General features: G+C 64.5%; 21 protein-coding genes. 18 read left to right on the forward strand and 3 right to left on the reverse strand.

Features of this window, described 5'->3' with window-relative positions:
* The first annotated feature begins 45 nt into the window (after positions 1–45).
* From FXB41_RS24400 to FXB41_RS24410, 3 genes are all read left to right on the forward strand, one after another.
* Positions 46–1,146, forward strand: a complete 1,101-nt coding sequence (locus FXB41_RS24400) for a DUF2336 domain-containing protein (protein WP_007600994.1) — start codon at positions 46–48, stop codon at positions 1,144–1,146.
* A 59-nt stretch (positions 1,147–1,205) separates the two neighbouring features.
* The gene (locus FXB41_RS24405) at positions 1,206–2,057 is read left to right on the forward strand and encodes an SDR family oxidoreductase (protein ID WP_219683476.1); all 852 of its coding nucleotides are present in this window, start codon (positions 1,206–1,208) and stop codon (positions 2,055–2,057) included.
* A 437-nt stretch (positions 2,058–2,494) separates the two neighbouring features.
* Positions 2,495–4,207: a sulfatase-like hydrolase/transferase gene (locus FXB41_RS24410; RefSeq protein ID WP_219683477.1), complete on the forward strand. Its 1,713-nt coding sequence runs from the start codon at positions 2,495–2,497 to the stop codon at positions 4,205–4,207.
* 33 nt (positions 4,208–4,240) lie between these two features.
* On the opposite strand, the gene FXB41_RS24415 is transcribed toward FXB41_RS24410, so the two are convergent.
* Together FXB41_RS24415 and FXB41_RS24420 are read right to left on the reverse strand one after the other, a co-directional pair.
* Positions 4,241–5,800 carry a glycine betaine ABC transporter substrate-binding protein gene (locus tag FXB41_RS24415; protein ID WP_219683478.1) on the reverse strand — a complete coding sequence of 520 codons (1,560 nt, stop codon included), beginning with the start codon at positions 5,798–5,800 and terminating at the stop codon, positions 4,241–4,243.
* A complete protein-coding gene (locus FXB41_RS24420) occupies positions 5,797–6,579 on the reverse strand; it encodes an ATP-binding cassette domain-containing protein (RefSeq protein WP_219683479.1) in 783 nt (260 codons plus the stop codon). Before FXB41_RS24420 ends, FXB41_RS24415 begins: the two co-directional genes overlap by 4 nt.
* Before the next feature lie 145 nt (positions 6,580–6,724).
* On the opposite strand from FXB41_RS24420, the gene FXB41_RS24425 reads away from it, so the two are divergent.
* Both FXB41_RS24425 and FXB41_RS24430 read left to right on the forward strand, forming a co-directional pair.
* Positions 6,725–7,543 (forward strand): ABC transporter ATP-binding protein, encoded by an 819-nt coding sequence (locus FXB41_RS24425; protein WP_219683480.1) that lies wholly within the window; start codon positions 6,725–6,727, stop codon positions 7,541–7,543.
* Positions 7,543–8,328 (forward strand): ABC transporter permease, encoded by a 786-nt coding sequence (locus FXB41_RS24430; RefSeq protein WP_007601005.1) that lies wholly within the window; start codon positions 7,543–7,545, stop codon positions 8,326–8,328. Before FXB41_RS24425 ends, FXB41_RS24430 begins: the two co-directional genes overlap by 1 nt.
* 44 nt (positions 8,329–8,372) lie before the next feature.
* Here FXB41_RS24430 and FXB41_RS24435 read toward each other — a convergent pair whose 3' ends face one another.
* On the reverse strand, positions 8,373–8,822 hold the full coding sequence (locus FXB41_RS24435) for a cupin domain-containing protein (protein WP_007601007.1): 450 nt from the start codon (positions 8,820–8,822) through the stop codon (positions 8,373–8,375).
* Between the two features lie 137 nt (positions 8,823–8,959).
* Between FXB41_RS24435 and FXB41_RS24440 the strand changes: the two genes are divergently transcribed.
* The 13 genes from FXB41_RS24440 (at position 8,960) to FXB41_RS24500 (ending at position 26,311) form a co-directional block, all read left to right on the forward strand.
* Entirely contained in the window at positions 8,960–9,985 is a 1,026-nt protein-coding gene (locus FXB41_RS24440) for an ABC transporter substrate-binding protein (RefSeq protein WP_219683481.1), read from the forward strand.
* A gap of 29 nt (positions 9,986–10,014) precedes the next feature.
* Positions 10,015–10,719 carry a hypothetical protein gene (locus FXB41_RS24445; protein WP_007601019.1) on the forward strand — a complete coding sequence of 235 codons (705 nt, stop codon included), beginning with the start codon at positions 10,015–10,017 and terminating at the stop codon, positions 10,717–10,719.
* 95 nt (positions 10,720–10,814) lie between these two features.
* The gene (locus FXB41_RS24450) at positions 10,815–12,137 is read left to right on the forward strand and encodes an ABC transporter substrate-binding protein (RefSeq protein ID WP_007601021.1); all 1,323 of its coding nucleotides are present in this window, start codon (positions 10,815–10,817) and stop codon (positions 12,135–12,137) included.
* 31 nt (positions 12,138–12,168) lie between these two features.
* Positions 12,169–12,939 carry an ABC transporter ATP-binding protein gene (locus FXB41_RS24455; RefSeq protein WP_007601023.1) on the forward strand — a complete coding sequence of 257 codons (771 nt, stop codon included), beginning with the start codon at positions 12,169–12,171 and terminating at the stop codon, positions 12,937–12,939.
* Positions 12,939–13,643 carry an ABC transporter ATP-binding protein gene (locus tag FXB41_RS24460; RefSeq protein ID WP_007601025.1) on the forward strand — a complete coding sequence of 235 codons (705 nt, stop codon included), beginning with the start codon at positions 12,939–12,941 and terminating at the stop codon, positions 13,641–13,643. Before FXB41_RS24455 ends, FXB41_RS24460 begins: the two co-directional genes overlap by 1 nt.
* 13 nt (positions 13,644–13,656) lie before the next feature.
* Entirely contained in the window at positions 13,657–14,538 is an 882-nt protein-coding gene (locus tag FXB41_RS24465) for a branched-chain amino acid ABC transporter permease (RefSeq protein ID WP_219683482.1), read from the forward strand.
* Positions 14,535–15,554, forward strand: a complete 1,020-nt coding sequence (locus FXB41_RS24470; RefSeq protein ID WP_007601029.1) for a branched-chain amino acid ABC transporter permease — start codon at positions 14,535–14,537, stop codon at positions 15,552–15,554. Before FXB41_RS24465 ends, FXB41_RS24470 begins: the two co-directional genes overlap by 4 nt.
* Positions 15,514–16,473 carry a polyphosphate kinase 2 family protein gene (locus FXB41_RS24475; RefSeq protein WP_007601037.1) on the forward strand — a complete coding sequence of 320 codons (960 nt, stop codon included), beginning with the start codon at positions 15,514–15,516 and terminating at the stop codon, positions 16,471–16,473. The genes FXB41_RS24470 and FXB41_RS24475 overlap by 41 nt, the downstream gene beginning before the upstream one ends.
* 1,049 nt (positions 16,474–17,522) lie before the next feature.
* Positions 17,523–19,853 (forward strand): mechanosensitive ion channel domain-containing protein, encoded by a 2,331-nt coding sequence (locus tag FXB41_RS24480; protein ID WP_219683483.1) that lies wholly within the window; start codon positions 17,523–17,525, stop codon positions 19,851–19,853.
* Between the two features lie 98 nt (positions 19,854–19,951).
* Entirely contained in the window at positions 19,952–20,950 is a 999-nt protein-coding gene (locus FXB41_RS24485) for a tripartite tricarboxylate transporter substrate-binding protein (protein ID WP_219683484.1), read from the forward strand.
* Positions 20,951–21,404: 454 nt separating this feature from the next.
* Positions 21,405–23,057 carry an NAD-dependent malic enzyme gene (locus FXB41_RS24490; RefSeq protein WP_219683485.1) on the forward strand — a complete coding sequence of 551 codons (1,653 nt, stop codon included), beginning with the start codon at positions 21,405–21,407 and terminating at the stop codon, positions 23,055–23,057.
* Between the two features lie 345 nt (positions 23,058–23,402).
* A complete protein-coding gene (locus FXB41_RS24495; protein ID WP_007601043.1) occupies positions 23,403–23,795 on the forward strand; it encodes a BlaI/MecI/CopY family transcriptional regulator in 393 nt (130 codons plus the stop codon).
* The gene (locus FXB41_RS24500; protein ID WP_219683486.1) at positions 23,792–26,311 is read left to right on the forward strand and encodes a M56 family metallopeptidase; all 2,520 of its coding nucleotides are present in this window, start codon (positions 23,792–23,794) and stop codon (positions 26,309–26,311) included. Before FXB41_RS24495 ends, FXB41_RS24500 begins: the two co-directional genes overlap by 4 nt.
* Positions 26,312–26,460 lie beyond the last annotated feature (149 nt).

Below are 26,460 nucleotides of genomic sequence, written 5' to 3' on the forward strand. Positions count from 1 at the left end.
GACCTCCGTCGAAATACGTGCAACTCAACCGCCAGGACACGAGAGATGACTCTGGAGAACGGTCTGATCGACCGGCTCGAGATCGCACTGGCGAGCCGGGAGCTGTCGAAGCGCGCCGAACTCCTGCGCCAGGTCGCCGATCTCTTCGTGGTCGGCTCAGGCAAGTTCACCGACGAGCAGATCGACCTGTTCGACGAGGTGATGAGCGCGCTCCTCAAGAATATCGAATGCGCCGCGCGAGCGGCGTTCGGGAGCCGGCTTTCAGGATTGCCCGATGCGCCGCGTCGGACGATCCGCTTGCTGGCCTTTGACGACGCGCCCGAGGTGGCGGCGCCGGTCCTGGAGCACTCACCACAGCTCGACGAGGCGAGCTTGGCGGAGAATGCGCGGACCAAGAGCCAGGATCATCTGCTGGCTATCGCCGGCCGCAGCCTGTTGACGGAACCCGTCACCGATGCCCTCCTCGAGCGCGGCAACAACGATGTCGCCATGCGGACCGCCGGCAACGACGGCGCCAGCTTCTCGACTAACGGAATGTCCAAGCTCCTCAGCCGGGCGCGGGACAATGGCGCGCTCGCGATGTGCATCTGGGCTCGGCCCGATATTCCTCGTGAGACCATGTTGAAGTTGTTCGTCCATGCATCTGAGATGGTGAGATCCAAGCTGGAGGCAGCCGATCCCCGCCAGGCAGCTCTGACCCGGCGTGCAATTGCGGAGGGCTCCGATGAGCTGCAAGCGATGGCGCGGGCAGGCTCCAGCGAGCACGCCCGGGCGTTGGCCGAGGTGACGTCCTTGTATTCGAGTGGGCAATTGGACGAGGCACGCGTACTCGGCTTCATCGGCGAGCGAAGCTTGGACAAGACGGCTGTCGCGCTATCGCTCATGAGCGACCTGCCGATCGGAGCGATTGAGCGTGCGCTGGTCCGTTCGCAGCCCGAGCAGATTCTCATCCTCGCGAAGGCGATCGGTCTGTCCTGGGACACGACGAAGGCAATCCTGACGCTTTACCCCGGTGAGGCTCACGAGAGCCGAGAGCGATTGGAGCAGTGCTTCGCGAGCTTCCTTCGGTTGAGTCCAAATACGGCGAAGGCTGCACTCCAGTTCTACAGGCTCCGTGAGCGTGCCGGCCCGGGTCCTGTCCACTAACGGCGTTGCGCCCCAGCACCTTTCCCCTGCATGATGCGGGAGCTCTTGGGGGGAAGACCATGCGATCCGTCGTCATCACCGGCGCGTCCACCGGCATCGGCTGGGCCATTGCGAAATTTCTGGTCGGGCGCGGCTATCGTGTTTTCGGTAGTGTCCGCAAGCAGGCCGATGCGGATCGGCTCATGGGTGAATTCGGTGCGAACTTCACGCCGCTGCTGTTCGACGTCACCGACGAGGCGGCGGTCCTCGCCGCTGCGCGAAAAGTCCGCGAGGCTCTGGGCGGTGAGACGCTGGCCGGTCTCGTCAACAACGCCGGCGTCGCGGTGGCGGGGCCCGTGCTCGAATTGTCGGTCGACGACTTCCGCCGGCAGATGGAGATCAACGTCATTGGCCCGGTCATCGCGACGCAGGCCTTTGGGCCGCTGCTCGGCGCCGATCCGTCGCTGAAGGGGCCGAAAGGACGGATCGTGATGATCAGCTCGGTCGCGGGCAAGAACGGCAATCCGTTGTCGGCGCCTTACAGCACCTCCAAGCACGCCATCGAAGGCCTGTCGGAGAGCTTGCGCCGCGAGTTGATGCTGTTCGGCATCGACGTCATCATCGTCGCCCCCGGCGCGGTGAAGACGCCGATCTGGAGTAAGGCCGAGCAGATCGATCTCTCAGTCTACCAGAACTCGCCTTATCTGCCGGCGCTGAACAAGGTCAGGGCGTTCATGATGAAGCTCGGCGAGACCGGGCTGCCGGCCGAGCGGATCGCCGAGGTCGTTTTCGAGGCGCTCACCGCCGAGAGGCCCAAGGTTCGCTACCAGATCACGCCGGACCGGACGCGACATTTGATGACGGCCACGCTGCCCAAACGTGTGGTCGACCGCATCATCGCCAAGCGGCTCGGGCTGCTGCCGCAGGGCTGACCGACGTTCAGCCCGCCTCTGCCGCACGTCGGGCCGCGGTTTCGCCGGGGGGCACCATTCCGGCACTTCCCCAACCGCGACGCGTCCATGTCAGCGGCGGCCGAGGAGGCGCAGCCGCGCTTTCGGGCCGAGATCGAGGTGGCGCTGGAACAGGCACCCGCCGCCGACCCGGAGGAGGCGAGATCGAGCGGATGGCGGAGAGGGTCATCGACCTCTTCATCGCGGGCATCGCCAAAGCTTAAGCGTGGCTGGCCCATGCGGCCCATTCGCCCATCGCTAACATTAAGCGAAGGTCGGACCGCGACACGCGTTGCTTGTCCGTGACCGTTCAATTACAGTTTTATGACACGGTGCAGGCCTTCCGGCTGCGCCGAACGCCGCAGGCCCGGTCAGCCGGCTCGGCATCACCGTGCCGGACCAGCAGTTGCGTGTCGTCAATGGCGTCCGCGCCCAATCCAGGTCCTTCTGCCACGACCGCCGTATTGGCGAGCGTCGCCGCGCTCGGCATCTGGCGGCTGCTCGCGGTTGCGGCGCCGCATCTCGCCGCGCTCGTCCTGATGTACGAGACCGAGACGGATTTCGGTGCACGGCTCTCCTTCGTGCTGGCCTGGGGCATCCTCAACTTCTTCTGGATCATGCTGCTGCGGCGTCCGGCGCTCTCGGGTGCGCTGTCGCTGACCATGGTCGTGGTGCTGGTGCTGCTGTCACGGCTGAAGCACGACGTCGTGCAGATGACGGTCAACTTCATCGACCTGATGATGATCGACCGCGACACGGTCGCGTTCCTGTTCACGATCTTCCCGAATTTGCGCTGGTCGGTGATCGGGGCCGGCCTCGTCACGCTGCCGCTGATGTATGCGCTGTGGTGGCTCGACCCATTCCGCATCCGCAGGCTGCCGGCGCTCGCCTGCAAGCTCGCCTGCCTCGCCGCGCTGGTCGGCTATTCGCTCTATCATCCGGACGAGGCCTGGCGCGGCTATTACGACGACGGCTATCTCTCGAAGTTCTTCCGCTCCGGCGTCAGCGCGGTCTCCGACTTCGCGCAATACGGCTTTATGGAGTCGGCCGCTTCGACCAACGAACGGCTCAACATGCCGCTGGTCGATGCCTGCCATCCCGCCGGCCGGCGGCCGAACATCATCATGGTCCATGATGAATCGAGCTTCGACATCCGCGCCGCGCAGGGCATCAAGGTGCCGGCTGGCTACGGCAGCCATTTCAAATCCTGGGACGGCAAGGAGCGCACCTTTCTGGCCGAGAGCAATGGCGGGCCGAGCTGGTTCACCGAATACAATGTGCTCGCGGGGTTGTCGTCGCGTTCGTTCGGCCGCTTCGCCTATTTCGTGACGCGCATCGCAACAGGCCGTGTCGAGCGCGGCCTGCCGCTGGCGCTGCGCCGCTGCGGCTACGATACGATGTCACTCTACCCCGCCTATGGCGGCTTCATGGCCGCGCGCAGTTTTCAGATGACGACCGGCGTCGAACGCTTCCTCGACTCCAAGGATCTCGGCGCCAAGGATGTCGAGCCGGATAGCTTCTTCTACGACAAGGCGCTCCGGCTGATGGGCGAGCGGACGCCGAACAAGCCGCTGTTTACCTTCATTTACCTCGGCGCCAATCATTTCCCCTGGGAGACGCGCTTCCGCCCGGATCTGCTGCCGAACTGGCGCGCACCGGGCAATGTGCCGTCCATCGACGAATATCTGCGCCGGCAGGCGATGAGCGCCGAGCAGTACAAGGCTTTCCTCGCGGGCTTGAAGAAGAATTTTCCCGGCGAGCCTTTCCTGATCGTGCGCTATGGCGATCATCAACCCGAGTTTGCGCCTGCTATCCTCGAGCCCGGGCTCGACGAGGGTGCAATCGGCAAAAAGCTCGACGCCTACGACCCCCGCCTCTACGCGACCTACTACGCGATCGACGCCGTCAATTTCGACCCGGTGAAGAGCGAGGCCGTGATGGACACGGTCGATGGTCCGTATCTGCCGCTGGTCATCCAGGAAGCCGCCGGCATCCCGCTCGATCCGTCCTTCGCCGAGCAGAAGGAGATCATGCTCCGCTGCAAGGGCATCTTCTACGGCTGCAAAGACGGTGCCGAAGCGAGCCGGCTGAACCGGCTGCTGATCGATGCGGGGATGATCCGCGGGTTGTAGCGTCCTCCAACGTCGTCGAATGAATGGCGCGGCTTACCGCCCACCCACCTTCTCCCACAGCCATTTGGCCACCGCATCCGGGGACGAATTCGCGTCATTTCCGGCGGCGCGTAAATTGGCTTCGCGCATGGTCGCGATGTCGATCTTGCCGAGCAGCGGTTTCAGCGCGGCCCGCAGCCGCTCGTCGCCGGCGCGTTTCGGAGCCAGCAGCAGGATGGCATCGTAGGGCGGGATCGCGTGCCTGGGATCGTCGAGCGCAACCAGATCGTATTTTGCGATCAGCCCGTCGCTGGTGTAGCCCGCGATGACATCGACTTCGCCGCTGGCGACCGCCGCATACATGAAGTCCGGCTGCATCTGGCGCTGGGCGCGGAACGAGAGGCCATAGGCCTTTTGCAGCGCCGCCCATTCGGGTCGCGAGAAGAACTCATAGTCGCCGGCGATCGACAGGGTCGAAGCATGCGCGGCGAGATCGGCGATGGTGCGGATGCCAAGCGCCTCCGCCCGCTTCTTCGGGATCACCAGCGCATAGGCATTCTCGAAACCGAGCTCGCCGAGTAGCGTGATGTTCTCCTTCGCAAGCGTTGTCTGCAGCTCCGCCAACAGCTCCGCGCGCGGCTTGATGTCCGTGCGGTGAAGCTGATTGGCCCAGAGCGTGCCGGAATAATCGACATAGAGATCGATATCACCGGCCTTCAATGCCTCGAAGATCACGCTCGAGCCGAGACCGGATCGTGCGACGGCGGAAAGACCGACCGCCTGCAGCCGGTCCCGCATCAACGCCGACAGCACGTACTGCTCGGCGAACGTCTTGGCGCCCACGACATAGCTTTGCGACGAGCGCCCCATCGTCGGCACCAATGTTGCGGCGACCAGTGCCGCGATCCCGGCCGCGCCAAGCGCGGTACGCACGCGGCTGCGCCGGCGCAGGCCGCTCTCGATCAGGCCGAGCAGTTGATCGACGGCGAGCGCCAGCAGGGCCGAGGCAAAGCAGCCGAACAGCACGAACACCCAGTTCTGGGTCTGGAGCCCGGCAAAGATATAATTGCCGAGGCTGGTCTGCCCGATCGGGGTCGACAGCGTCGCGGTGCCGATCACCCACACTGCGGCGGTACGGATGCCAGCCATCATCACGGGGAGGGCCAGCGGCAGTTCGACCATCACGAGCGACTGCCGTGCGGTCATTCCGACGCCTTTGGCAGCCTCGATCAGCGCGGGATCGATGCCGTTGAGGCCGGTGATGCCATTGCGCAGCACCGGCAGCATCGAATAGAGCGCAAGCGCCAGCATCGCCGGCAGGAAGCCGAAAGCGGAGAAGGAGACGCCGAACCAGGCCAGCGCCACGGAGGCCGCGAGCAGCAGCAGCGGATAGAACAGCGCGAGCAGCGCCAGCCCGGGCACCGTCTGCACGATACTGGCGAGCGCGAGCAGGACTGCGCGCGGGGTAGGGCGGTTGCGCGTCAGGATCGCCAGCGGCAGGCTGACGATCAGGCCGAGCGCAAGTGCAGCGAGACTCACCCGGACGTGGTTGCCGAGATAGTCGGGCAAATGTCCCAGCGCCTCGCCCCAGCGCGGATCGGTGAAAAGGCTCATGCCGCCCCGCTCTGTAGCAGCAGCGCGTTCAATCGCTCGACCTGGCGTCGCGGCGTCCGCAGCAACTCCAGTACGTAGGCGTCGCTGCTTTTCGAGAGCTCCACTGGCGTACCCTGCGCCAGCAGCTTTCCGCCGCGCATCACCGCGATGCGGTCGGCCAGCAAAATCGCTTCCGTCATGTCGTGGGTGATCATCACGGTGGTCAGGCCGAGCTTGCGGTGCAGCTCGCGAAAATCGTCGCCGAGCGCATCGCGGGTGAGAGGATCGAGCGCGCCGAAGGGCTCGTCCATCAGCACGATGCGGGGCCGTGCCGCGAGCGCGCGCGCCACACCGACACGCTGGCGCTGGCCGCCCGAGAGCGCATCCGGCAGCCGCTCGCGATGCGCGGCCCGGTCGAGCTGCACGAGCTCGAGCAACTCATCGACCCGCGTCGCGATATCCGCCGCCGGGACGCCGAGCAGTTTCGGCGTGATCCCGATATTGTCCGCGACGCTCAGATGCGGGAACAGCCCGCCGCTCTGGAAGACATAGCCGATGCGACGCCGCAGCGCGACCGGATCGACGGATTGCACGTCGTCGCCCTCGACGGTGATCGTGCCGCCATCCGCCTCGATCAGGCGGTTGGCGAGCCGCAGCAGCGTCGTCTTGCCCGAACCCGAGCCGCCGACGACGGCGACAAACTCGCCTTCGGCGATGTGGAGTGACACATCGTCCACGGCCTTGAGCGCGCCGAAGCTCTTGGTGACGTGGGCATAGCCAATCATCGGCCTGGACGGCATCGGGCGGGTCTCACTGCGCTGACCCGCCCCAAGGAGGGAGGGAGGAAGGGAGGGATGACAAGGCCCATGCGTACCACGCTTGGCGGCTTGATTGAACTTGGCTGCGCGAGCGGCTAAGGCATCGGGCCAAGCTCGGAGGGAACACATGACAACGCCCACGGCGGTGGCGCTGGAAGATGCCAAGGTCGCGTTCCAATTGGGGGACGGGCGGGTCTATACGGCGGTGGAGAAGGCGAATCTGACCGTCGGAGAGGGCGAGTTCGTCGCCATCGTCGGGCCGACCGGCTGCGGGAAATCGACGCTGCTCAACGTCGCGGCCGGGCTGCTCAAGCCGGCTGCCGGGAGCGTCAAAATATTCGACCAGCCGCTCGCCGGGCTGAACCGGGATGCCGGCTATCTGTTCCAGGCCGATGCGCTGTTCCCCTGGAAGACCGCGCTCGACAATGTCGCGATCGGGCTCGAAGTCAGCGGCACGCCGCGCAGCGAGGCGCTGCCGCGGGCGCAAAAGTGGCTGACCTCGGTCGGTTTGGGCGCCTTCGCCAACCGCTATCCGCATATGCTCTCGGGCGGCCAGCGCAAGCGCGTGGCGCTGGCGCAGGTGCTGATCCGCGATCCAAAGATCCTGCTGATGGACGAGCCGTTCGGGCCGCTGGATGCACAGACCCGGCAGGTGATGGGCAACCTGCTGCTCGACCTCTGGAATGCGGACCGCAAGGCCGTGCTGTTCGTCACCCATGATCTGGAAGAGGCGATCGCGCTCGCCGACCGCGTCGTGATCATGTCGGCGGGGCCATCCTCCCGCATCATCGGCGACTGGCGCGTGAGCCTGCCGCGCCCGCGCGACATTTTCGAAGTGCGGCTGGACAAGGAATTCCATGCGCTTCATCGCGAGATCTGGAGCGTGCTCAAGGACGAGGTCATGAAGGGCTATGCGCAGTCCACCCAAGCGGCGGAGGCGGTGTGATGTCGCGCGTCACTCTCCTTGCGCTGCAAGTGCTGGTCGCGGTGGTCTGCCTCGCGCTGTGGCAATTGCTCTCGACCGTGCCCGTGTTCGGCAAGATCCTGCTACCGCCGTTCTTCTTCTCCAATCCGGTCGATGTCTTCGCCCAGATCGTCAAATGGTTCTCGTCCGGTGTGATCTGGAAGCATCTCGGCATCACGCTGACGGAATCGATCCTGGCCTTCGTGATCGGATCGGCCGGCGGCGTGCTGATCGGCTTCTGGTTCGCGCGCCAGCCGCTGGTCGCCGCGGTGTTCGATCCCTACGTCAAGATGGTCAACGCACTGCCGCGGGTGGTGCTGGCGCCGATCTTCGCGCTATGGCTTGGGCTGGGCATCTGGTCCAAGGTCGCGCTCGGCGTGACGCTGGTGTTCTTTATCGTGTTCTTCAACGTCTATCAGGGCGTCAAGGAGGTTAGTCGCACCGTGCTCGATAACGGCCGCATGCTCGGCATGAGCGAGCGGCAACTGATGCAGCACGTCTATTGGCCGTCGGCGCTGTCGTGGATGTTCTCCTCGCTGCACACGTCGGTCGGTTTTGCCGTGGTCGGTGCCGTCGTCGGCGAATATCTGGGGTCGGCGGCGGGGCTCGGCTATCTCATCCAGCAGGCCGAGGGCATCTTCGACGTCGCCGGCGTGTTCGCCGGCATGTTCGTGCTGTCGGCCTTCGTCATCCTGATCGATTTTGGGGTGACATTGGTGGAGCGGAGACTGCTGGTCTGGCGCCCGACCGTGGACGGGCGCGGCTAGGCCGAAAGGGGCCCGCGCGTCGCGCGAGCCCGGATCGCGAAAGTTCAATCCAGCAACTTGGTGTCGTCGGGCGCCTGCGGCGGCGTCTTGATCGCGATCGCCTTGACCTGTCCGCTGATCGGTTTGGTGCCGCCATGCGGCGTCCCCTTCGGGATGATGACGAGGTCGCCCGGCTTCACCGTGACTTCCTTGTCGCCGAACCAGATCGTGCCGGTGCCCTCCAGAATGTACTGGATCTCGTTGGTGTTGGGATGCATGTGCTTGGGCACATTGCCGACCTGGATCGAGATGGTGGCGCCATCGGCGCTCGCGAACATCTTGGAACGGAAGCCGACGGCGTTCGCGTTTCCGAGCGCGTCGCCCTCCATCTCGCTGGTATGGATGATCTGCGGAGTGATGTTTTCCGCAGCCAGCGCCGGCCGCAGCAGGTGGGTTGCGCCGCACCCGGCGGCAAAAGCGGTGGCGATCGACAGTCCGATTGCAAGGCGATTCATGGATGATCCTCCCCATCAAGAATTGTTCTTGTGGGCTCATGCTATTGCGCCGAAAGGCCGATGGCCAGCGCCTTCGGTCCTGCTTCTCAAGCCAGTCCCGCTGCTCTATGGTGCCGCCAGCCGAACGGAGGAAACCAATGAAGAACACGATAGCCAGGCTCGCGGGCGCGCTACTCGCGCTGACGCTCACCACCGGTCTTGCCGCGGCGCAAAGCAAGGTCACCATCGCGATCGGCGGCGGCTCGTGCCTGTGCTATTTGCCGACGGTGCTGGCAAAACAGCTCGGCGAATACGACAAGGCCGGTCTCAATGTCGAGCTCGTGGACCTCAAGGGCGGCTCGGACGCGCTCAAGGCCGTGCTCGGCGGCAGCGCTGACGTGGTCTCCGGCTATTTCGACCATTGCGTCAACCTCGCGGCCAAGAAGCAGGAGCTTCAGGCATTCGTCGTCTATGACCGCTATCCCGGCCTCGTGCTGGTGGTGTCGCCGTCGCACACCAACGAGATCAAGTCGATCAAGGACCTCGCCGGCAAGAAGGTCGGCGTCAGCGCGCCCGGCTCCTCCACCGACTTCTTCCTGAAGTATATGCTGAAGAAGAACGGCGTCGATCCCGCCAGCACCGCCGTGATCGGCGTCGGCCTCGGTGCCACTGCGGTCGCTGCCATGGAGCAGGGCCAGATCGACGCGGCCGTGATGCTCGATCCGTCCGTGACCGTGCTCCAGGGCAGCCACAAGGATCTGCGCATCCTCTCGGACACCCGCACGCAAAAGGATACGCTCGAGACCTTCGGCGGCGAATATCCGGGCGGCGCGCTGTACTCGACCGCGGCCTGGGTCGCCGGCCACGAGAAGGAGACGCAGGCGCTCACCAACGCGATCCTGGGCACGCTCGCCTGGATCCACTCGCACTCGCCCGAGGAGATCATGGCGAAGATGCCGGAGGAGACGGTGGGCAAGAACAAGGACCTCTATCTCGCGGCACTCAAGAACACGATCCCGATGTACTCCGAGACCGGCAAGATGGATCCGAAGGGCGCTGACGCCGTGCTCGCGGTGTTCAGCGTCGGATCGCCCGAGGTCGCCAACGCCAAGATCGACGTCAGCAAGACCTTCACCAACAAGTATGTCGAGCAGGCCAAGAAGACCACGGGGAGCGCCAAATAACTGACGCGAAGTCTCGGTAACCAGGCGTCATGACGTCACTGACAATCCATCGCGTCACGACGCTTGATCTTGCCGTGCGGCCGATCGTCTGGCCGTTCGCGGAGGAGCGGCGTGACGAGATCGCGGCGCATTTCGCCGAGAAGCAGCGCGAACGACCAAAACTCTGGAACGGTGGCGTCCTGCTCGGGCGCGATGCGATGTTCGCCGACGGCCATCTTTCTACGACCTATTTCGAGACGGATTTCGCGAGCTTCCTCGCCTGGCGCGACTGGGGCTTTCCCGACAAGGCCGTGTTCAACGGCTTTGGCATGGGCGCGCTGCTCACCTCCGACGGCGCCTTCGTCATGGGCGAGATGGCGCAGCACACCGCCAATGCAGGCCGGATCTATTTCCCGTCGGGCACGCCCGATCTCGGCGACGTCAGGGGCGACACGCTGGACATTCCCGGCAGTGTGATCCGCGAACTCGAGGAAGAGACCGGCCTGACCGAGGCCGACTATCGGATCGAGCCCGACTGGCACTGCGTCGTCACTGGCCCAACGATTGCGATGCTGCAAATTATCAACCTGGACATGCCGGGTGATGTGGCGCGTGCGCGGATCGAAGCCAATCTGGCGGCGGAGGCCGAGCCAGAGCTCTCGGCGATCCATCTCGTGCGCGGGATGAGTGATCTCACGCCGTCCATGCCGCGATTTGTCACGGCTTTTGTCGAGCAGCAGTTCGCGTCGCGCTGATGCGCGAGGCTTGACATCGCTGCGCCCAGCCCATGTGATGGGTAAAAATACAAAACCAAAAAGAATGCAATGCACAATCGTCCAAGGAGGTTCTGATGCGCGTGCGCATGGCTGCCCGTTTGGTGCGTGGGCTGTTGGTCGCGATATCAGCGACGGGCTTGGCGCTGTCCGTCCAGGCCCAGGATCAAGGCAAAGAGAAGAAGATCAAGATCGGCGTCGTATTCGATCTGACCGGGCCTCTCGCCGGCGGCGGCTCTGAACTCGGCTATATCGGCGCAAAGATCGTTCTCGACCATTTCGCCAAGACCGGCGTCGAGGGTTACAAGATCGAGGCGGTCTATGCCGACGCCCAGAGCAAGCCCGACATCGCGATCAACGAATCCGTCCGCCTGCTCGAGCAGGAGAAGGTCGACATGGTGCTCGGCTTCTTCTCCTCGGCGCAATGCGTGCCGGTCGCCGCTCGCGTCGAGCAGCTCAAGAAGTTCATGTGGATGACGACCTGCATCTCGTCGGCCGTGTTCAACGAGAAGGGTTATAAATACGTCTTCCGCCCGCAGGCGAGCGGCGATCAATTCGGCATGATGACGATGGATTTCATCGCGCAGAACGCCAAGGCGAAGTTCGACAAGGAGCCGAAGGATCTGCGCGTCGCCATCATTCACGAAGACGGCGCTTATGGCGTCGACGTGTCCAGGGGCAACGAGGCCGGCGCGAAGAAGGCGGGCTTCAACGTCGTGATGAAGGAGGGTTATTCGGCCACCGCGCCTGACCTCTCCGCGCTGGTGACCAAGCTGAAGCGCGCCAAGCCCGACGTCATTTTCCACACCGGCTACAACCCTGATATCACGCTGTTGCTGCGTCAGGCGCGCGAGCAGGGGCTGAAGTTCGGCGCGCTGATGGGACACGGTGCGGGTTACGGCGTCTACGAGAAGCTGAAGGAAGGCATGGGCACGGATGCCACCTACATCTTCAACACCGACCCGATCTCGATCTGGCTTGCCAACCAGAAGACCATGGATCCCAAGCTCCCGCCCGTGATCAAGATGGTCGGCGAGGAGTTCGACAAGATCCGGCCCGGCGTCGCGATCCGCTCGGCGCATGTCGGCATCGGTGCGTCCAACACGTATGTGTTCATGAATGACGTGCTGCCGCGCGCAATCAAGAAATATGGCGGGGTTGATCCGGATGCGCTGCGCAAGGCTGCGCTCGATACCGATATTCCCGAGGGCGGCACCATGCTCGGCTTCGGTGTCAAGTTTTACGGCGAGGGCACGCCGATGGCCGGGCAGAACGAGCGCTCGTTCCCGGTCGTGATCCAATACATCGACGACAAATCCTCCGTGGTGTGGCCCAAGAGCCAGGCGCAGCGCGAGGCCGTGCTGCCGCTGCCGAAGGGCACCACCTACAGCAACCAGTAGCGCCAAGGCGCGCAGAGAGGAGAGCGGGACGGTGCTGGAAGTCAACGGGCTGGTGAAGCGGTTTGGTGGCTTCACCGCCGTCAACAATGTGTCGTTCAAAGTCGATCAGGGCGAGATCCTCGGCCTGATCGGCCCCAACGGCTCGGGCAAGAGCACGATCTTCAATATGCTCTCGGGTACGCTGGCGCCGACGTCCGGTTCGATCCTGTTCGACGGCTCCGAAATCGCAGGCCTTCCGCCGCACCGGATCATCAACAGCGGCATCGGTCGCACCTTCCAGATCCCGCGACCATTCCGTCGCTTGACGATCTTCGAGAACGTCGCGCTCGCCGGATTCTACGGCCAGGGCCGCCACAGCCGTGCCAGGGCCGAGGAGGCGGCCGAGCGATCGCTGGCGATGGTCGGCTTGCCGACCGATCGCCATGCCAGTGTCGATGGCCTCGGCGCAGCCGGTCTGAAAAAGCTCGAACTGGCGAAAGCGCTCGCCACCGCGCCAAAACTTCTGCTGGCCGATGAGAGCCTCGGCGGCCTCGACGAGGCCGAGATGGGTCAGGCGGCCGACATGCTGCGCAACATCCGCGACGAACTCGGCATCACCATCATCTGGGTCGAGCACATCATGGGCGTGCTGATGCGCGTCGTCGATCGCGTCATGGTGCTCGATCACGGCGAGAAGATCTCGGAAGGGTTGCCGAGTGCCGTTGCCGGCGATCCCCGCGTCATCGAGGTCTATCTCGGCACCGACGCCGAGACAACGCAGGCCGCGGCCGCCGCAGCGCGCCGCCGCGCAGGGGTGCAGTGATGTTGGAGCTCCGCGGCGTCAATGCCGGCTACGGCACCTTCCAGGCACTGTTCGACGTCGATCTCGACGTGAGGGCGGGTGAGGCCGTCGGCGTTATCGGGCCCAACGGGGCCGGAAAGACCACCCTGATGCGTGTCATCTCCGGGCTGATCCGCCCCTCGCGCGGGTCGATCAGAATGGAAGCCGTCGACGTCGTGGCGACGCCGCCGCACAAGATCGTCAGCCTCGGGATCGCGCATGTGCCGGAGAACCGGCGGTTGTTTCCGCAGCTATCCGTCGACGACAATCTCAAGATGGGCGCCTTCATGAAGGAGGCGCGTGGGCACTATCCCGAGCGGCTGGACGTGGTGTTCGACCTATTTCCGCGCCTGAAGGAGCGACGCCACCAGATGGCCGGCACCATGTCCGGCGGCGAGCAGCAGATGTGCGCGATCGGCCGCGCGCTGATGTCGAATCCAAAGCTGCTGCTGCTCGACGAGCCGTCGGCGGGGCTCGCGCCGGTCGTGGTGCAGCAGGTGTTCGAGCTGGTGAAGCGGATCCGCGCCAGCGGGCTGACCGTGCTGATCGTCGAGCAGAATGTGCAGCAGGTGCTGCGGGTGGTCGATCGCGCCTATCTGATCGAGGCGGGCACGATCAGGTCCTCGGGCACCTCGGCCGAGATGCTGGCGAGCGACACGGTCAAGGAAGCGTATCTCGGGGTGTGAGGTTCATGCGGGCATGCAAGCATTTCTGGACATTTTCGACATCTACCTGCTGGAGGCCGTGATCAACGGCATCCTGCTCGGCGGCGTGCTGGCGCTACTCGCGCTCGGGCTCAATTTGATCTTCGGCGTCATCGACGTGACCTGGATCTGCTACGCCGAGCTGGTGATGATCGGCATGTACGCGATGTATTTCCTGGTGCAGTATTACGGCATCAGCTATTTCCTCGCCGCGCCGCTCACCATCCTGCTGGTCGCGTTGCTCGGCGCGGCGCTGCATTACCTCGTGATCGCGCCGCTGCTCACGGCGCCGCCGATCAACCAGTTGCTCGCGACCGGCGGGGTGCTGTTCGTGCTGCAGAGCTTTGCCACCGTTGCCTTTGGCATCGACTTCCGCAACCTCGGCATCCGCCTGCCGGTGCTCGCTTTCGGCGACATGAATTTCAGCTACGCACGACTTCTGTCCTTCCTGGCCGCGCTAGTCGGCATGGTCGCGGTCTATCTGTTCATGACGCGGACTTTCACCGGCACCGCGATCCGGGCGATCTCGCAGGACCGGCAGATCATGGCGCTGATGGGCGTCGATACCAAGCGCATCTATCTCATTACATCCGCGATCGGCGGTGGGCTGGCCGGGCTCGCCGCCTGCCTGTTGGTTCTGCAATATGATGTGCATCCCTTCGTCGGTCTGTCGTTCGGGCCGATCACCTTCCTGATCTGCGTGCTCGGGGGCTTGGGCAATTTCATCGGCGGCTTCATCGCCGCCTTCGTGTTCGCCGAGATCATCTCGCTCGGCGGCCTGTTCTCCGATCTCGAATGGGGCTACGTGCTCGCCTTCGCGTTCTTCATCGTCATGATGTTCGTCCGGCCCGCGGGCCTGCTTGCGAGGCGCCGATGATGGGGCGGGGACGGCTTGCAGCTTGGGGTATCGGATTGGCGGCGCTGGTCGCGCTGCCTTTCGTCTATCGCGATCCCTATCATCTGCACATCATGGTGCTGATCCTGATCTGGTCGTTCGCCTATACGTCATGGTCGATGATGGGGCGGTTCGGCCTGGTCTCGCTCGGCCATGGCGGGTTCATGGGCATCGGCGCCTATGTCACGGCGCTGCTCTGGAATCACCTGGGATGGTCGCCCTGGATCGGCATTCCCGTCAGCATGGCCGCGGCCGGCGCCCTGGCGCTGATCGTCGGCTATCCCTGTTTTCGCTTTCGCATCACCGGGCACTATTTCGTGCTGGTGACGCTGGCGCTCTCCGGCATCGTGCTCCAGGTCATCACGGCGACGCGCGATTACACCGGCGGGTCGCTCGGCTACACGCCGAACCGAGCCGCCGGCAACAAGCTCTGGTCGCTGCAATTCGACGACAAGATCACCTGGTACCTGATCGCGCTCGGGGTCTGGCTGTTCGGCATCGTGCTCTGGCACTGGGTGGACCGCAGCATGGCCCGCTATGCGCTGGAGGCGATCTCGGAGGACGAGGACGCCGCGGCCGCCGCCGGCGTCGACGTCACGGCGGAGAAGCTGAAGATCACGCTGCTCAGCGCGCTGATGACGGCCTTGGCCGGCGCGCTTTACTGCCAGTACCAGATGTTCATCACGCCCGACACCGTCAGCGGCATCGCGGTGTCGCTCCAGATGGTGTTCGCAGCCATCGTCGGCGGCCTGTTCGTTTCGCTCGGTCCGACCTTCGGCGCCATCATCACGATTATGCTGGCCGAGACCCTGCGCATCGGCTTTGGCACCAAGGCGGTCGGCTGGGACAATCTCGTCTACGGCGTGCTGCTGGTGCTTTTCATCATATTCCTTCCGAAGGGCATCCTTGGTAGCTTGCTCGATCGATTGAAGCCGCAACGCAAGGTGCCCCGCGCTCATGAGCAAGAAGCCGTCCAAATCGCTCGCCCAGGAACTTGACCGCTACATCACGCCATTCCGCTACGACGGTTCGGGCAAGTTTCATCTCAAGGACCACAAGACCGACGAGAAGGGCGATCTCGACAAGGAGAAGGCGCAGGAGCTTCTCGACGCCAACAAGAAGCGGCTGATTGCGTTTCAGGAGAAGCTCTACGCCCAGGACCGCTGGTCGGTGCTGATCGTGTTCCAGGCGATGGACGCTGGCGGCAAGGATTCTGCGATCAAGGCGATCTTCGAGGGCATCAATCCGCAGGGCTGCGCAGTCAGTGCCTTCAAGGCGCCGAGCAGCAGAGAGCTCGACCACGACTTCCTCTGGCGCCACGCGGTCGCGCTGCCGGAGCGCGGCCATATCGGCATCTTCAACCGCTCCCATTACGAGGAATGCCTGGTGACGCGGGTGCACCCGGAGATACTCGCCAAGGAGAAGCTGCCGCCAAAGCTCGTCACCAAGAGCATCTGGAAGGAGCGGTTCGAGGACATCTCTGCGTGGGAGCGCTATCTCTGTCGCAACGGCACCGTGGTGCTGAAATTCTTCCTCAACCTGTCCAAGGACGAGCAGCGCGAGCGCTTCCTCGACCGGCTGGAGGAGCCGGCCAAGCAATGGAAGTTCTCGATGGACGACATCAAGGAGCGCGCGCTGTGGCCGCGCTACCAGGCGGTCTATCAGGACATCGTCCGGCACACGGCAACGCCGCATGCGCCGTGGTACGTCGTGCCGGCCGATCACAAATGGTTCGCCCGCGTCGTGATCGGGTCGGCCATCGTCGCGGCGCTCGAAAAGCTCGATCTGCGCTTCCCCCGCGCCGACAAGGCTTCGCTGGGCGAATTCGACGAGGTGCGCAAGGCGCTGGAGAAGGAGGAGAACGAGGAGAAGGCGGGCAAGAAACAAAAAACGCGAAAACAACCCCATGCACAGTAGCCGGGGATAGCGAAATCAATGACTTGAAGGTCAGCGCGAGCGCCTGCGGATTTAACGAAATCGTTGACACGTCGGGCAAAACAGGAGCATGATGTCACCATCCCCAAACCCTCAGTACCCGCGCGCCATCCCGTAGCAGACGCGCTCCACATTGGCGGGAAGGGCGGTTCTTGCAATCCGCCTACTTCTCGTATTTCGCTGCAGCGAATCCCTCGCGGTGGAATGGAACGCGCCCTCAAATGTGATTTGCGCACCATTGATCTTGCTTGACAGTCTTGCGTCACGGGAGGACCATCCCAATGGTCGCAAACAAGCGACGCGCAACGTCCACATCAAGAGCAAGGGGAGGTCTATGACACCACCTCCGCAGAACCAGCCGCGTTAAGTGCGATGGAGCTCGTTCGGACTATCGCATAGCGGCAGAAACGCGAACGGCACGCCGGGCCAAGGTCTAGTGGGCTGCATCAGTGTGGCATAGCCCCTACCTGCCCGGCGCTGTATTCTGCATCACACCGATTGCATCACAGCGATCATGTCGGATGGCCGTGACGAGGCCGCCGCGCTTTCGATATCCTGCTTCTCTCCTCCTCCTCATCGCGTCATTCCGGGCCGACTCCCGGAATGACGCAGGGTGATCTCATATCAGCACGATCGCACATGACGTCTCGGCGGCGCCTGAGCGAGCGCCTCGTCCTTCGAGACGACCGCTTCGCGGCCTCCTCAGGATGAGGCTCAGCTGCATCCAGCTGCATTGAAATGCAGCCGCATACTCATCCCTCATCCTGAGGGGCCCGCCGCAGGCGGGCGTCTCGAAGGATGGCCGCAGCCGAGCTTCCAGCCGCGTGCCCGCATTCCAATCGCTGCACGTCCGGCCTTGAGACCGGGGTTCCCGCTTCCTGCACCGCGGCAAATGCCAAGAGAATGTCGCCTCATTGGCCAACTTCCGACACAGCGCCCGGGCGAATAGCGTCGATCCGACATGATGCATGTGCTTCGGCGGTGACGGTCCCGACGTCGCCGTCGCATTCATTTTTCCCAGGGAATCCCTCGTGTCGCATAAGCTTGCCTTCGCGCTTCTCGCCGCGCTCTTGATCGCGATCTCGTCTCTCTCCAGCGTCCGCGCCGCGCCGCCTGCGCCTGCGGCAAACAGCGCTGCCGCGTTATCGCCCGATGAGGCCAAGCGCGCGCTGGAGACGCTGCAGGATGACAAGAAGCGCGCGCAGATGATCGACACGCTGCGTGCGATCGCCAATGCGTCCGGTGCACAGCAGCCCGCGCCCGAACCAAAATCGCCGATCCCGCTCGCGGCCGACGGTCTCGGTGCGCAGCTCATGCTCACCGTGTCTGAGGAGATCGGTGAAATTTCGCGAGACGTCGCCGATATGGCCAGGACGCTCACGCACTTCCCGGCGTTCTATTACTGGATCGTGCGGACCGCGAACGATCCCGCGGCCTACAATCTCCTGATCGAGATTGGTTGGAAGCTCGCGCTGGTGTTCGGCTGCGCCTTCTGCGCCGAATGGGTGATCTTCCGTCTGATCCGGCGCCCCGTCGCCTTCCTGGAAGGGCGCATGCCGCAAACGGCGCGTCTGCCGGTGCAGGTATTGCCCATTGCCGATCCCCCGTCATCGGTGGCCGATGTCACCCCCGCGCCAGAACTGCACATGCGCCGCCACAGCCTGGCGCGGGCCTGGCAAATCATGCTGCGGCTGCCGCTCGTGCTGGGACGCTTCCTGCTCGAGCTGCTACCCGTGTTGGTCTTTGTCGGTGGCGCCACGGCGCTGCTCGGCACCGAGATCGGCGAGCCCACCACCGTCCGCCTCGTGATCCTCGCCGTCGTCAATGCCTATGCGTTCTCGCGCGGGCTCATCTGTGTGGTCCGTGTGCTGGCGGGACCGTTCGGCTTGTTTCCGGTCAGGGCCGAAACCGCCGCCTATATCGAGATCTGGGCGCGCCGTATCGTCGGTGTCGGCGTCTCCGGCATCGCCTTTGCGAATGTGGCGCTGCTGCTCGGCCTGCATCGCGGCGGCTATGCCGCGCTCCTGCGCATGGTGATGCTGGTCGTGCATCTCTTCATCGTCGTGATCATCCTGCAATGCCGCCGCCAGGTCGCCGAAGCCATCCGCGCTCCGGCCGACCGGCAGGGGATCGCGGCGGGACTGCGCAACCGCATTGCGGGCGGCTGGCATTATCTCGCCATCGCGCTCGACCTGGCGCTGTGGGCCGTGTGGGCGCTGAACATTCGCAACGGCTATTCGTTGCTGCTGCAATATTTCGTCGGCACCATCGCGGTGGCGCTGATCACGCGCGTTGCCATCATGCTGACGCTGGGCCTGATCGACCGCGGCTTCCGCATCAAGCCGGAAATCCTCCAGCGCTTTCCGGGCCTCGAGATCCGCGCCAACCGCTATCTGCCACTGCTGCGCAAGATCGTATCCGGCGTCATCGCCTTCATCGGCCTGGTGGCCGTGCTCGAAGTCTGGGGCGTCGACGCCATCGTCTGGTTCTATGGCGGCCAGATCGGCAGCCGGCTGATCTCGGCGGTGGTGACGATCGGACTTGCCGTATTCATTGCAGCTGCGATCTGGGAAGCCAGCAACGCGCTGCTCGACCGCCAGATCAATTCGCTGTCGCGGGACGGGCACTATGCGCGCGCAGCGCGGCTGCGGACCTTTCAGCCGATGCTGCGCACGGCATTGCTCTGCCTGATCGCCACTGTCGTCGGCCTCACGGCGCTCAGCGAAATCGGCGTCAACGTCGCACCGCTGCTGGCGGGCGCCGGCATCGTCGGTATCGCCATCGGCTTCGGTTCGCAGAAGCTGGTGCAGGACCTCATCACCGGGCTGTTCCTGCTGCTGGAGAACACCGTCCAGGTCGGCGACAACGTCAGCGTGTCCGGGCTATCGGGCGTGGTGGAGAACGTCTCGATCCGCACGATCAGGCTCCGGGCCGGCGACGGTGCCGTGCACATCGTGCCGTTCAGCGCGGTCACGACCATCACCAACGCCAGCCGCGGCGCCGGCAATGCGTCCGTCAGCGTCAACGTCGCCTACAAGGAGGATACCGACCGCGCCGGCCAGATTCTCAAGGACATCGTCGACGAGATGCGCCGCGAGGTGGAATTCCGCAGCCTGATCCGCGGCGATCTCGAGCTCTGGGGCATCGACAAGGTCGACGGCGCCATGGTGTCGATCGTGGGCCAGATCCGCTGCACCGAGGCTGGCCGCTGGCCGGTGCAGCGCGAATTCAACCGCCGCATGAAGCAGCGTTTCCAGCACAACGGCATCGAGGTCGCATCCGCCACCCAGACCATCCTGATGCACATCGCGCCGCCGGCTGACAGCGCCGCTCATCTGACGCCGCGTCGAGCGGCAGGATAGTCGCTCGGTAAACTTACCGCTTGCCTTGGTTGAACCGGCAGCGTTCACTTCGCCCCAGTTCGCTGACGACATGCGGGCGGTGAAAAAGGGTGGATGGAATGTGGGGGCGGTGGGCTGGACTGCGCGGTCATGTGATCGTCATTTGTGCGTTGCTTGGATGTGCGGCGTGGGCCACACCGGCAAACGCCCAGCTGTTTCCATCGCGTCCCATCACCCTCGTGGTGCCGTTCGCTGCGGGCGGTCCGACCGATACTCTGGCGCGGATCCTGTCCGAGCGGGTCGCTGCCGAGTTGCACGCGACGATCGTGGTCGAAAACGTCGCCGGCGCCTCCGGCAGCATCGCCGGCGCCCGCGTCGCGCGCGCAACGCCTGACGGCACCACGATCACGATCGGCCATTGGGGCACGCATGTGCTCAACGGCGCGATCTTCAAGCTGCCCTACGACGTGATCGCCGACTTCGAGCCGGTCGCGACGATCGCGATGGGCACGCAGCTCATCGTCGGCCGGAAGTCGATCGAGGCCAACACTCTGAAAGAGATGATCGCGTGGCTGAAGGCCAATCCCGGCAAGGTGACCGCCGGCACCGCGGGCGCCGGCACCGGGGCCCACGTCGCCGGTGTCTTCTTCAAGGAGAGAACCGGCACCGACTTCCAGTTCGTGCCGTATCGCGGCGCGGGGCCCGCCATGATCGATCTCGTGGCCGGGCAGATCGACATCATGTTCGATCAGGCCTCCAACTCGCTGCCGCACTACAAGAACGGTGCGATCAAGGCGTTCGCGGTGACATCGCCGACGCGGCTCGCCTCCGCGCCCGATATCCCGACGGTCGACGAGGCGGGGCTGCCCGGCCTCTACATCTCCTATTGGCACGGCATCTGGGCACCGAAGAACACGCCGAAGGAGATCGTCGCGAAGCTCAACGCGGCCATCGTCACCGTGCTTGCCGACGCTTCCGTCAAGCAGCGGTTTGGCGAATTGGGGCAGGAGATTCCTCCGCCCGATCAGCAAACGCCCGCAGCGCTCGGAGCCTTCCAGAAGGCCGAGACCGAGAAATGGTGGCCGATCGTGAAGGCCGCCGATATCAAGGCGGAGTAACTCGCGGCGCCACACGCGCTTCCCTCATCCTGAGGAGGTCGCGCAGCGGCCGTCTCGAAGGATGGCCGCGGGTGTGAGATCGCGCGGGCTTGCCTCTCCCGCTTGCGGGAGAGGCCGACGCGCCGCAGAGCGCGGCGGGTGAGGGCTCTCACCACACAGGGACATCCGCCGCGATTCTCGACAGTCCCGACGCGGAGATACCCCCACCCCAACCCTCCCCCGCAAGCGGGAGAGGGAGCCCCACCGCCAACGCGGCGCGTCTTGCACACCCTCACATGAGAGGAGTGTCTAGCTTTGCGGCGTTAACCTTTTCGTGCACGACGGCCGGTCTGTCGCGAAAACCTCGCTGCGGTGCGGCATCACAATCCGTGCCGCGGTTTTCTGCCTCCTTGATCTCCAGTGAGCGCTGGCCGACAATGCCCGCCCTTCAATAAGAAACTCCCTGGGGGAATTCGTGAATAGACCTGCTCGGGTCAGCGCCCATTCGACATCGTCCGATTCCGTGCACGGCATGGCGCTGCTGCGCGATCCCCTGCTCAACAAGGGCACCGCCTTCACCGCGCAGGAGCGCGATGCGCTCGGCCTGCGTGGGCTGCTTCCGCCTTGCGAGCTGACGATGGAAACCCAGGTCGAGCGCGTGCTCGTCAATCTGCGCACGCTGCCGACCGATCTCGAGAAATATGTCGCGCTGAATGCGTTGCATGACCGCAACGAGGCGCTGTTCTTCCGTGTCGTCGTCGACAATATCGACGAGATCCAGCCGATCATCTACACGCCGACGGTCGGGCTCGCCTGCCAGAAATACGGCCTGATCTTCCAGCGCCCGCGCGGTATGTTCATCTCCTCGCGCGATCGCGGCCAGATCGCCGAGATCCTGAAGAACTGGCCCTATCCGGCCAAGCTGATCGTCGTCACCGATGGCGAGCGCATCCTCGGCCTCGGCGATCTCGGCGCCAACGGCATGGGCATTCCGGTCGGAAAGCTCTCGCTGTATTCCGCCTGCGCCGGCGTGCATCCCGAAACGTGCCTGCCGATCGTGCTCGACGTCGGCACCAACAATGAAGAGCTGCTGAAAGACCCGTATTATCTCGGCTTGCGCGAGCGGCGGCTCACGGGCGAGGCCTATGACAGCTTCGTCGACGAGTTCATGGTCGCCGCGCGAAAGACCTTTCCGGGAGTGCTGATCCAGTTCGAGGATTTCGCCAACCATTCGGCGTTCAAGCTGCTGCACAAATACCGCGATGAGGCCTGCGTCTTCAACGACGACATCCAGGGCACGGCTGCGGTGGCGCTCGCGGGCCTGTTTTCGGCGCTGCGCGTCAACGGCGGCAAGCTGAAGGAACAGCGCATCCTGTTCCTCGGCGCGGGCGAGGCCGCGACCGGCATCGCCGATCTCGTGACGTCCGCGATGATGGCGGAGGGCGCCTCTGAGGCAGAAGCGCTCCGCCGCAACTGGCTGGTGGATTCCCGCGGCCTCGTCGTCGGCGGCCGTGAAGGCCTGTCCGGCCACAAGCTCCGTTATGCCCATGCCGGCCAGGCGCCGATCGCCGACTTCCTCACGGCGATCAGGACGCTGAAGCCGACGGCGATCATCGGTGTTGCCGCGGTCGGGGGTGCCTTCACGCCCGACGTGCTCAAGGCGATGGCCGAGCTCAACGAGCAGCCGATCGTGTTCGCGCTCTCCAATCCGACTTCGAAGGCCGAATGCTCGGCGGAGGACGCCTACCGCTACACCGGGGGCCGCGCGCTGTTTGCCTGCGGCAGTCCGTATGACCCGGTCAAGCTCAACGGTCGTACCTTCGTGCCGCGCCAGGGCAACAACTCCTACATCTTTCCGGGCGTCGGCCTCGGCGTCATCGCCAGCCGCTCGCGGCTGGTGACGGACGAGATGTTCATGGCGGCCGCCCATACGCTCGCCGACTGCGTCGGCAAGGACGATCTCGCGCAGGGCAGCCTCTATCCGGCGCTGCCGCGCATCCGCGAGGTCTCGGTGCGTATCGCCGCCGCCGTCGCCGATGTCGCTTTTCAGCGCGCGCTCGCGGACGGACCCGCGCCCAATGACGTGAAGGGACTGGTTCAGTCCCAGATGTACGAGCCGCAGTACTGAGGCTCACAATTCGATTTGAATTTGCGGAGGCAGCCCCTCACCCCACCCTCTCCCCGTAAGAACGGGGCGAGGGAGTGAGAGAGGTTGCCTCCCTAACCTCTCCCCGCTCTTCTGCGGGGAGAGGTCGGATTGCCCCGGCGATGCGAAGCATCGTCCGGCGCAATCCGGGTGAGGGGCAGGGCAGTCTGCTAGCCCGATCGAAAGTCGATCCGACTTGCGAGACGTTATTTCCACGGTTCGGTCAGCACGCGATACCATTTCAGGTAGAAACTCCGTTGCGCGGCGCGGGCGTATATGCGACGCTCTGTAGCGTTACAAGAAAATGCGAAACCAAGGTAAGCCGCCATGGACGATCGTTTGCCGGACCTGGGCGACCTCGAGCACGAGGTCATGCAACTGGTTTGGGCCCATGGTCCTGTCACGGCCGAGGTTGTGCGCGAGAAGCTGTCGCGTCGGCTGAAGGAATCGACGGTCCGCACGGTGCTGCGCCGGCTGGAAGAAAAGGGCTATGCTCGGCACACGGTGGACGGACGCACCTATGTCTACCACGCAGCCGAAGCGCGCGCGCGGGTTGCGGCCAAGGCGGTGCAGCGCATCGTCGACTGGTTCTGCAACGGCTCGATGGAGGAGGTCCTCGTCGGCATGGTCGACAATGCAATGCTCGACCAGCAGCAGTTGCGCACGCTGGCCGACCAGGTGGCCAAGGCGAAGAAGGCGAGGGGAGTGAAGAAAGAATGATCGCAACTCTGGCGGAGGCGGCGCTACGCTCCCTTGTGCTGGGAGGCGTCGTCTGGTTCGGTCTCAACCTGTTTCGCGTGCGCAATCCGCACGTCCACATGACGGCGTGGGTCGTCGTGCTGCTGGCATCGCTGGCGATGCCCTTGGTGATGCATTGGCCGACGGTCACGATCACCCGGCTGCCATTGCCGGTATCGGTGCCGGCTGATGTCCTGCCGGCTGATATCTCGATGTTTGAGATGCCGCAGCCCATGCAGCCGATCGCGCCCGGCGCGGCGATTGCTTCTCCGGCGCAGAGCGGCGTCTCGATCAATTGGTGGCTGATCGCCACCGTCGTCCATGCCGGCGTTGCCAGCCTGTTGCTGCTGCGGTTGGCCATCGGCCTCTGTCTGACCTGGCGCCTCGCGCGCGCGGCAAGACCGATCAACGGTCTGCAGATGGTCGACGCCGATGTGCGCGTCAGCCGCGAGGTCGGCGGTCCCGTCACGTTTGGCTCGACCATTCTGGTGCCGCCGCAATTTTCCGGCTGGGACCCAAAGAAGCGCCTCGCGGTGCTCGCGCATGAGGGCGCGCATGTCGCCAACCGCGATTTCCATATCCTCCTGCTCGCTTCCCTCAATCGCGCGGTGTTCTGGTTCAGCCCGTTCGCCTGGTGGCAGCTCGCGCGTCTTGCCGAACTTGCCGAGATCATCAGTGACGCCGAGGCGATCGAGGTGATCGACGATCGGCTGTCCTATGCGGAAATCCTGCTTGATTTCGCAAGCACGGTAAACCCGCGGCCGGTCGAGCTCGCGATGGCGCGGGCCTCGACCGTGCGCGCGCGCGTCGAGCGCATCATCGCGACTGCCGTGATGCCGGTCGCGGTCGGCTGGCGCAAGCGGCTGTGGATCGCGGCCGCGATCGTCCCGGCCGTGATCGTGTCCGCCGGCATGATCGCCTATCGCACCCCAGAGCCTGCGCCGCTCGCCGGCGATAGTGGAGAGGTGCCGGCCCAACATTACCGCCCCTTCGTCAATTTCTACGCCATGGGCCCGGCCTCGGTGTTCGCCATCTTCCGCGAGGGTGATGATCTCTACGGCCAGCTCACCGGGCAACGTCGGCTGCGCCTGACCGTCGGCAGCGACGGCACCGCGTCCTACCTGGCTTCGTCGAGCGAGATCACGTTCCCGCTCGATGCGGAACGCCGCTCCTCCGAACTGATGCTGCGGATCAACGGCCGCGACGTGCGCGCGGTGCGTGTCGCCGAGATGCCGGCGCCGACGACCGAACCTGCCTCGCTCGATCAATATGTCGGCTGGTATAGGATTGCGCCGAACCGCGTGCTCACCGTCCGCCGCGATGGCGACCGTCTCTGGCTGCAGGAAACCGGGCAGGGGGCGACGCAAGTCCTGGCCGAGGGCACTGATGCCTTCTCCTTTCGCGGCGACCATCTCGTGATCTTCCTGCGCGACGAGCAGTCGAGGGTCTCGCGCGTGTTGCTACAAAGTGCGGTTTTCGGCGGCCGCCTCGCAGCCCGCGTCGATGCGGCGGTGGCACAGGCGGTCCAAGCGGATTTCGCGCGCCGCCTTGCCGAAGTCCCCGATCGCTTCAGGGAGCAGGTCCCGGCGGTCGGCGGCAAGGAGATGATCTTGCGGGGGATCGAGGATCTGCGCGCCGGCACGCCGAACTACGATCGCATGAGCGCGCCGCTCGCGGCCAAGATCCACCGCCAGCTCAATGAAATGCACGCGACGTTCGTTGCGCTCGGCGGATTGGAATCGATCTTCTTCCGCGGCGTCGGTCCCGGCGGCTACGACATCTATGGCGCGAAATTCGAAAACGGCACGGCCGAATTCCGCCTGCTGATCGAGCCCGACGGCAAGGCCGGCGATGTGATCTTCCGAGCCGACGGCAACGACGAACTCGGTGGCATCGTGCCTTGCTCGGAGGAGGCGAACGTGCGCGGCCGCGCCGGCACCTCGCCGATCAGGATCATGGTCTATAACGAGATGCGCGACGACATCCAGGTTTTCAATCTCGATGCCGACGGCAATCGCAAGATGCAGAGCGTCGTCAGGCCCAACATGACCTGGGCCTCCACCACCACCGTGAACAATCCGTGGGTGATTGCCGACAAGTCGGGACGGTGCATGGAGATCCTGGTGCCGGGTCGGCAAACGCGCTTCCACAATGTCGAGGCCTCAAACCTCGGCGCGCGTCCGGGTCGCGCAGCGCGGCGCGCCGTTCCGATCGCCAATGGCGAGGAGATGCTGCGCCGCTACATCGAGGGCGTCGGCAGGGGACAGCCGGACTACGAGCGCATGACGTCTGAGGTCGCCGACATCACACGCGCGCAGCTTCCGTTCGATCAGGCGATTCTGACGCGACTGGGTGCGCTGCGTGCGGTCTCCTTCCGCGGCGTCACTGCGCTCGACAGCGATATCTATGTCGTCCAGTTCGCCAACGGTTCGGCGGAATGGCGCATCGGCGTCAGAAACGGCACGATCACGAAAATCGCGCTCGGGCCGAATTTTTAGGACGAGCGCCGCTGCCGCTCTGCGGGAGTGGTGGCGCCCGAGTTCGTGGCGGCGGTCGCTCAATCTATGCTTGCAGACTCACGTCGTGAATGCTACAATACGTAGCATTACGGTTCGTAGCTTCGCGCCGACACCGTCGGCAGGCTCGA

Source organism: Bradyrhizobium canariense, from assembly GCF_019402665.1.
Taxonomy (GTDB): Bacteria; Pseudomonadota; Alphaproteobacteria; order Rhizobiales; family Xanthobacteraceae; genus Bradyrhizobium; species Bradyrhizobium canariense.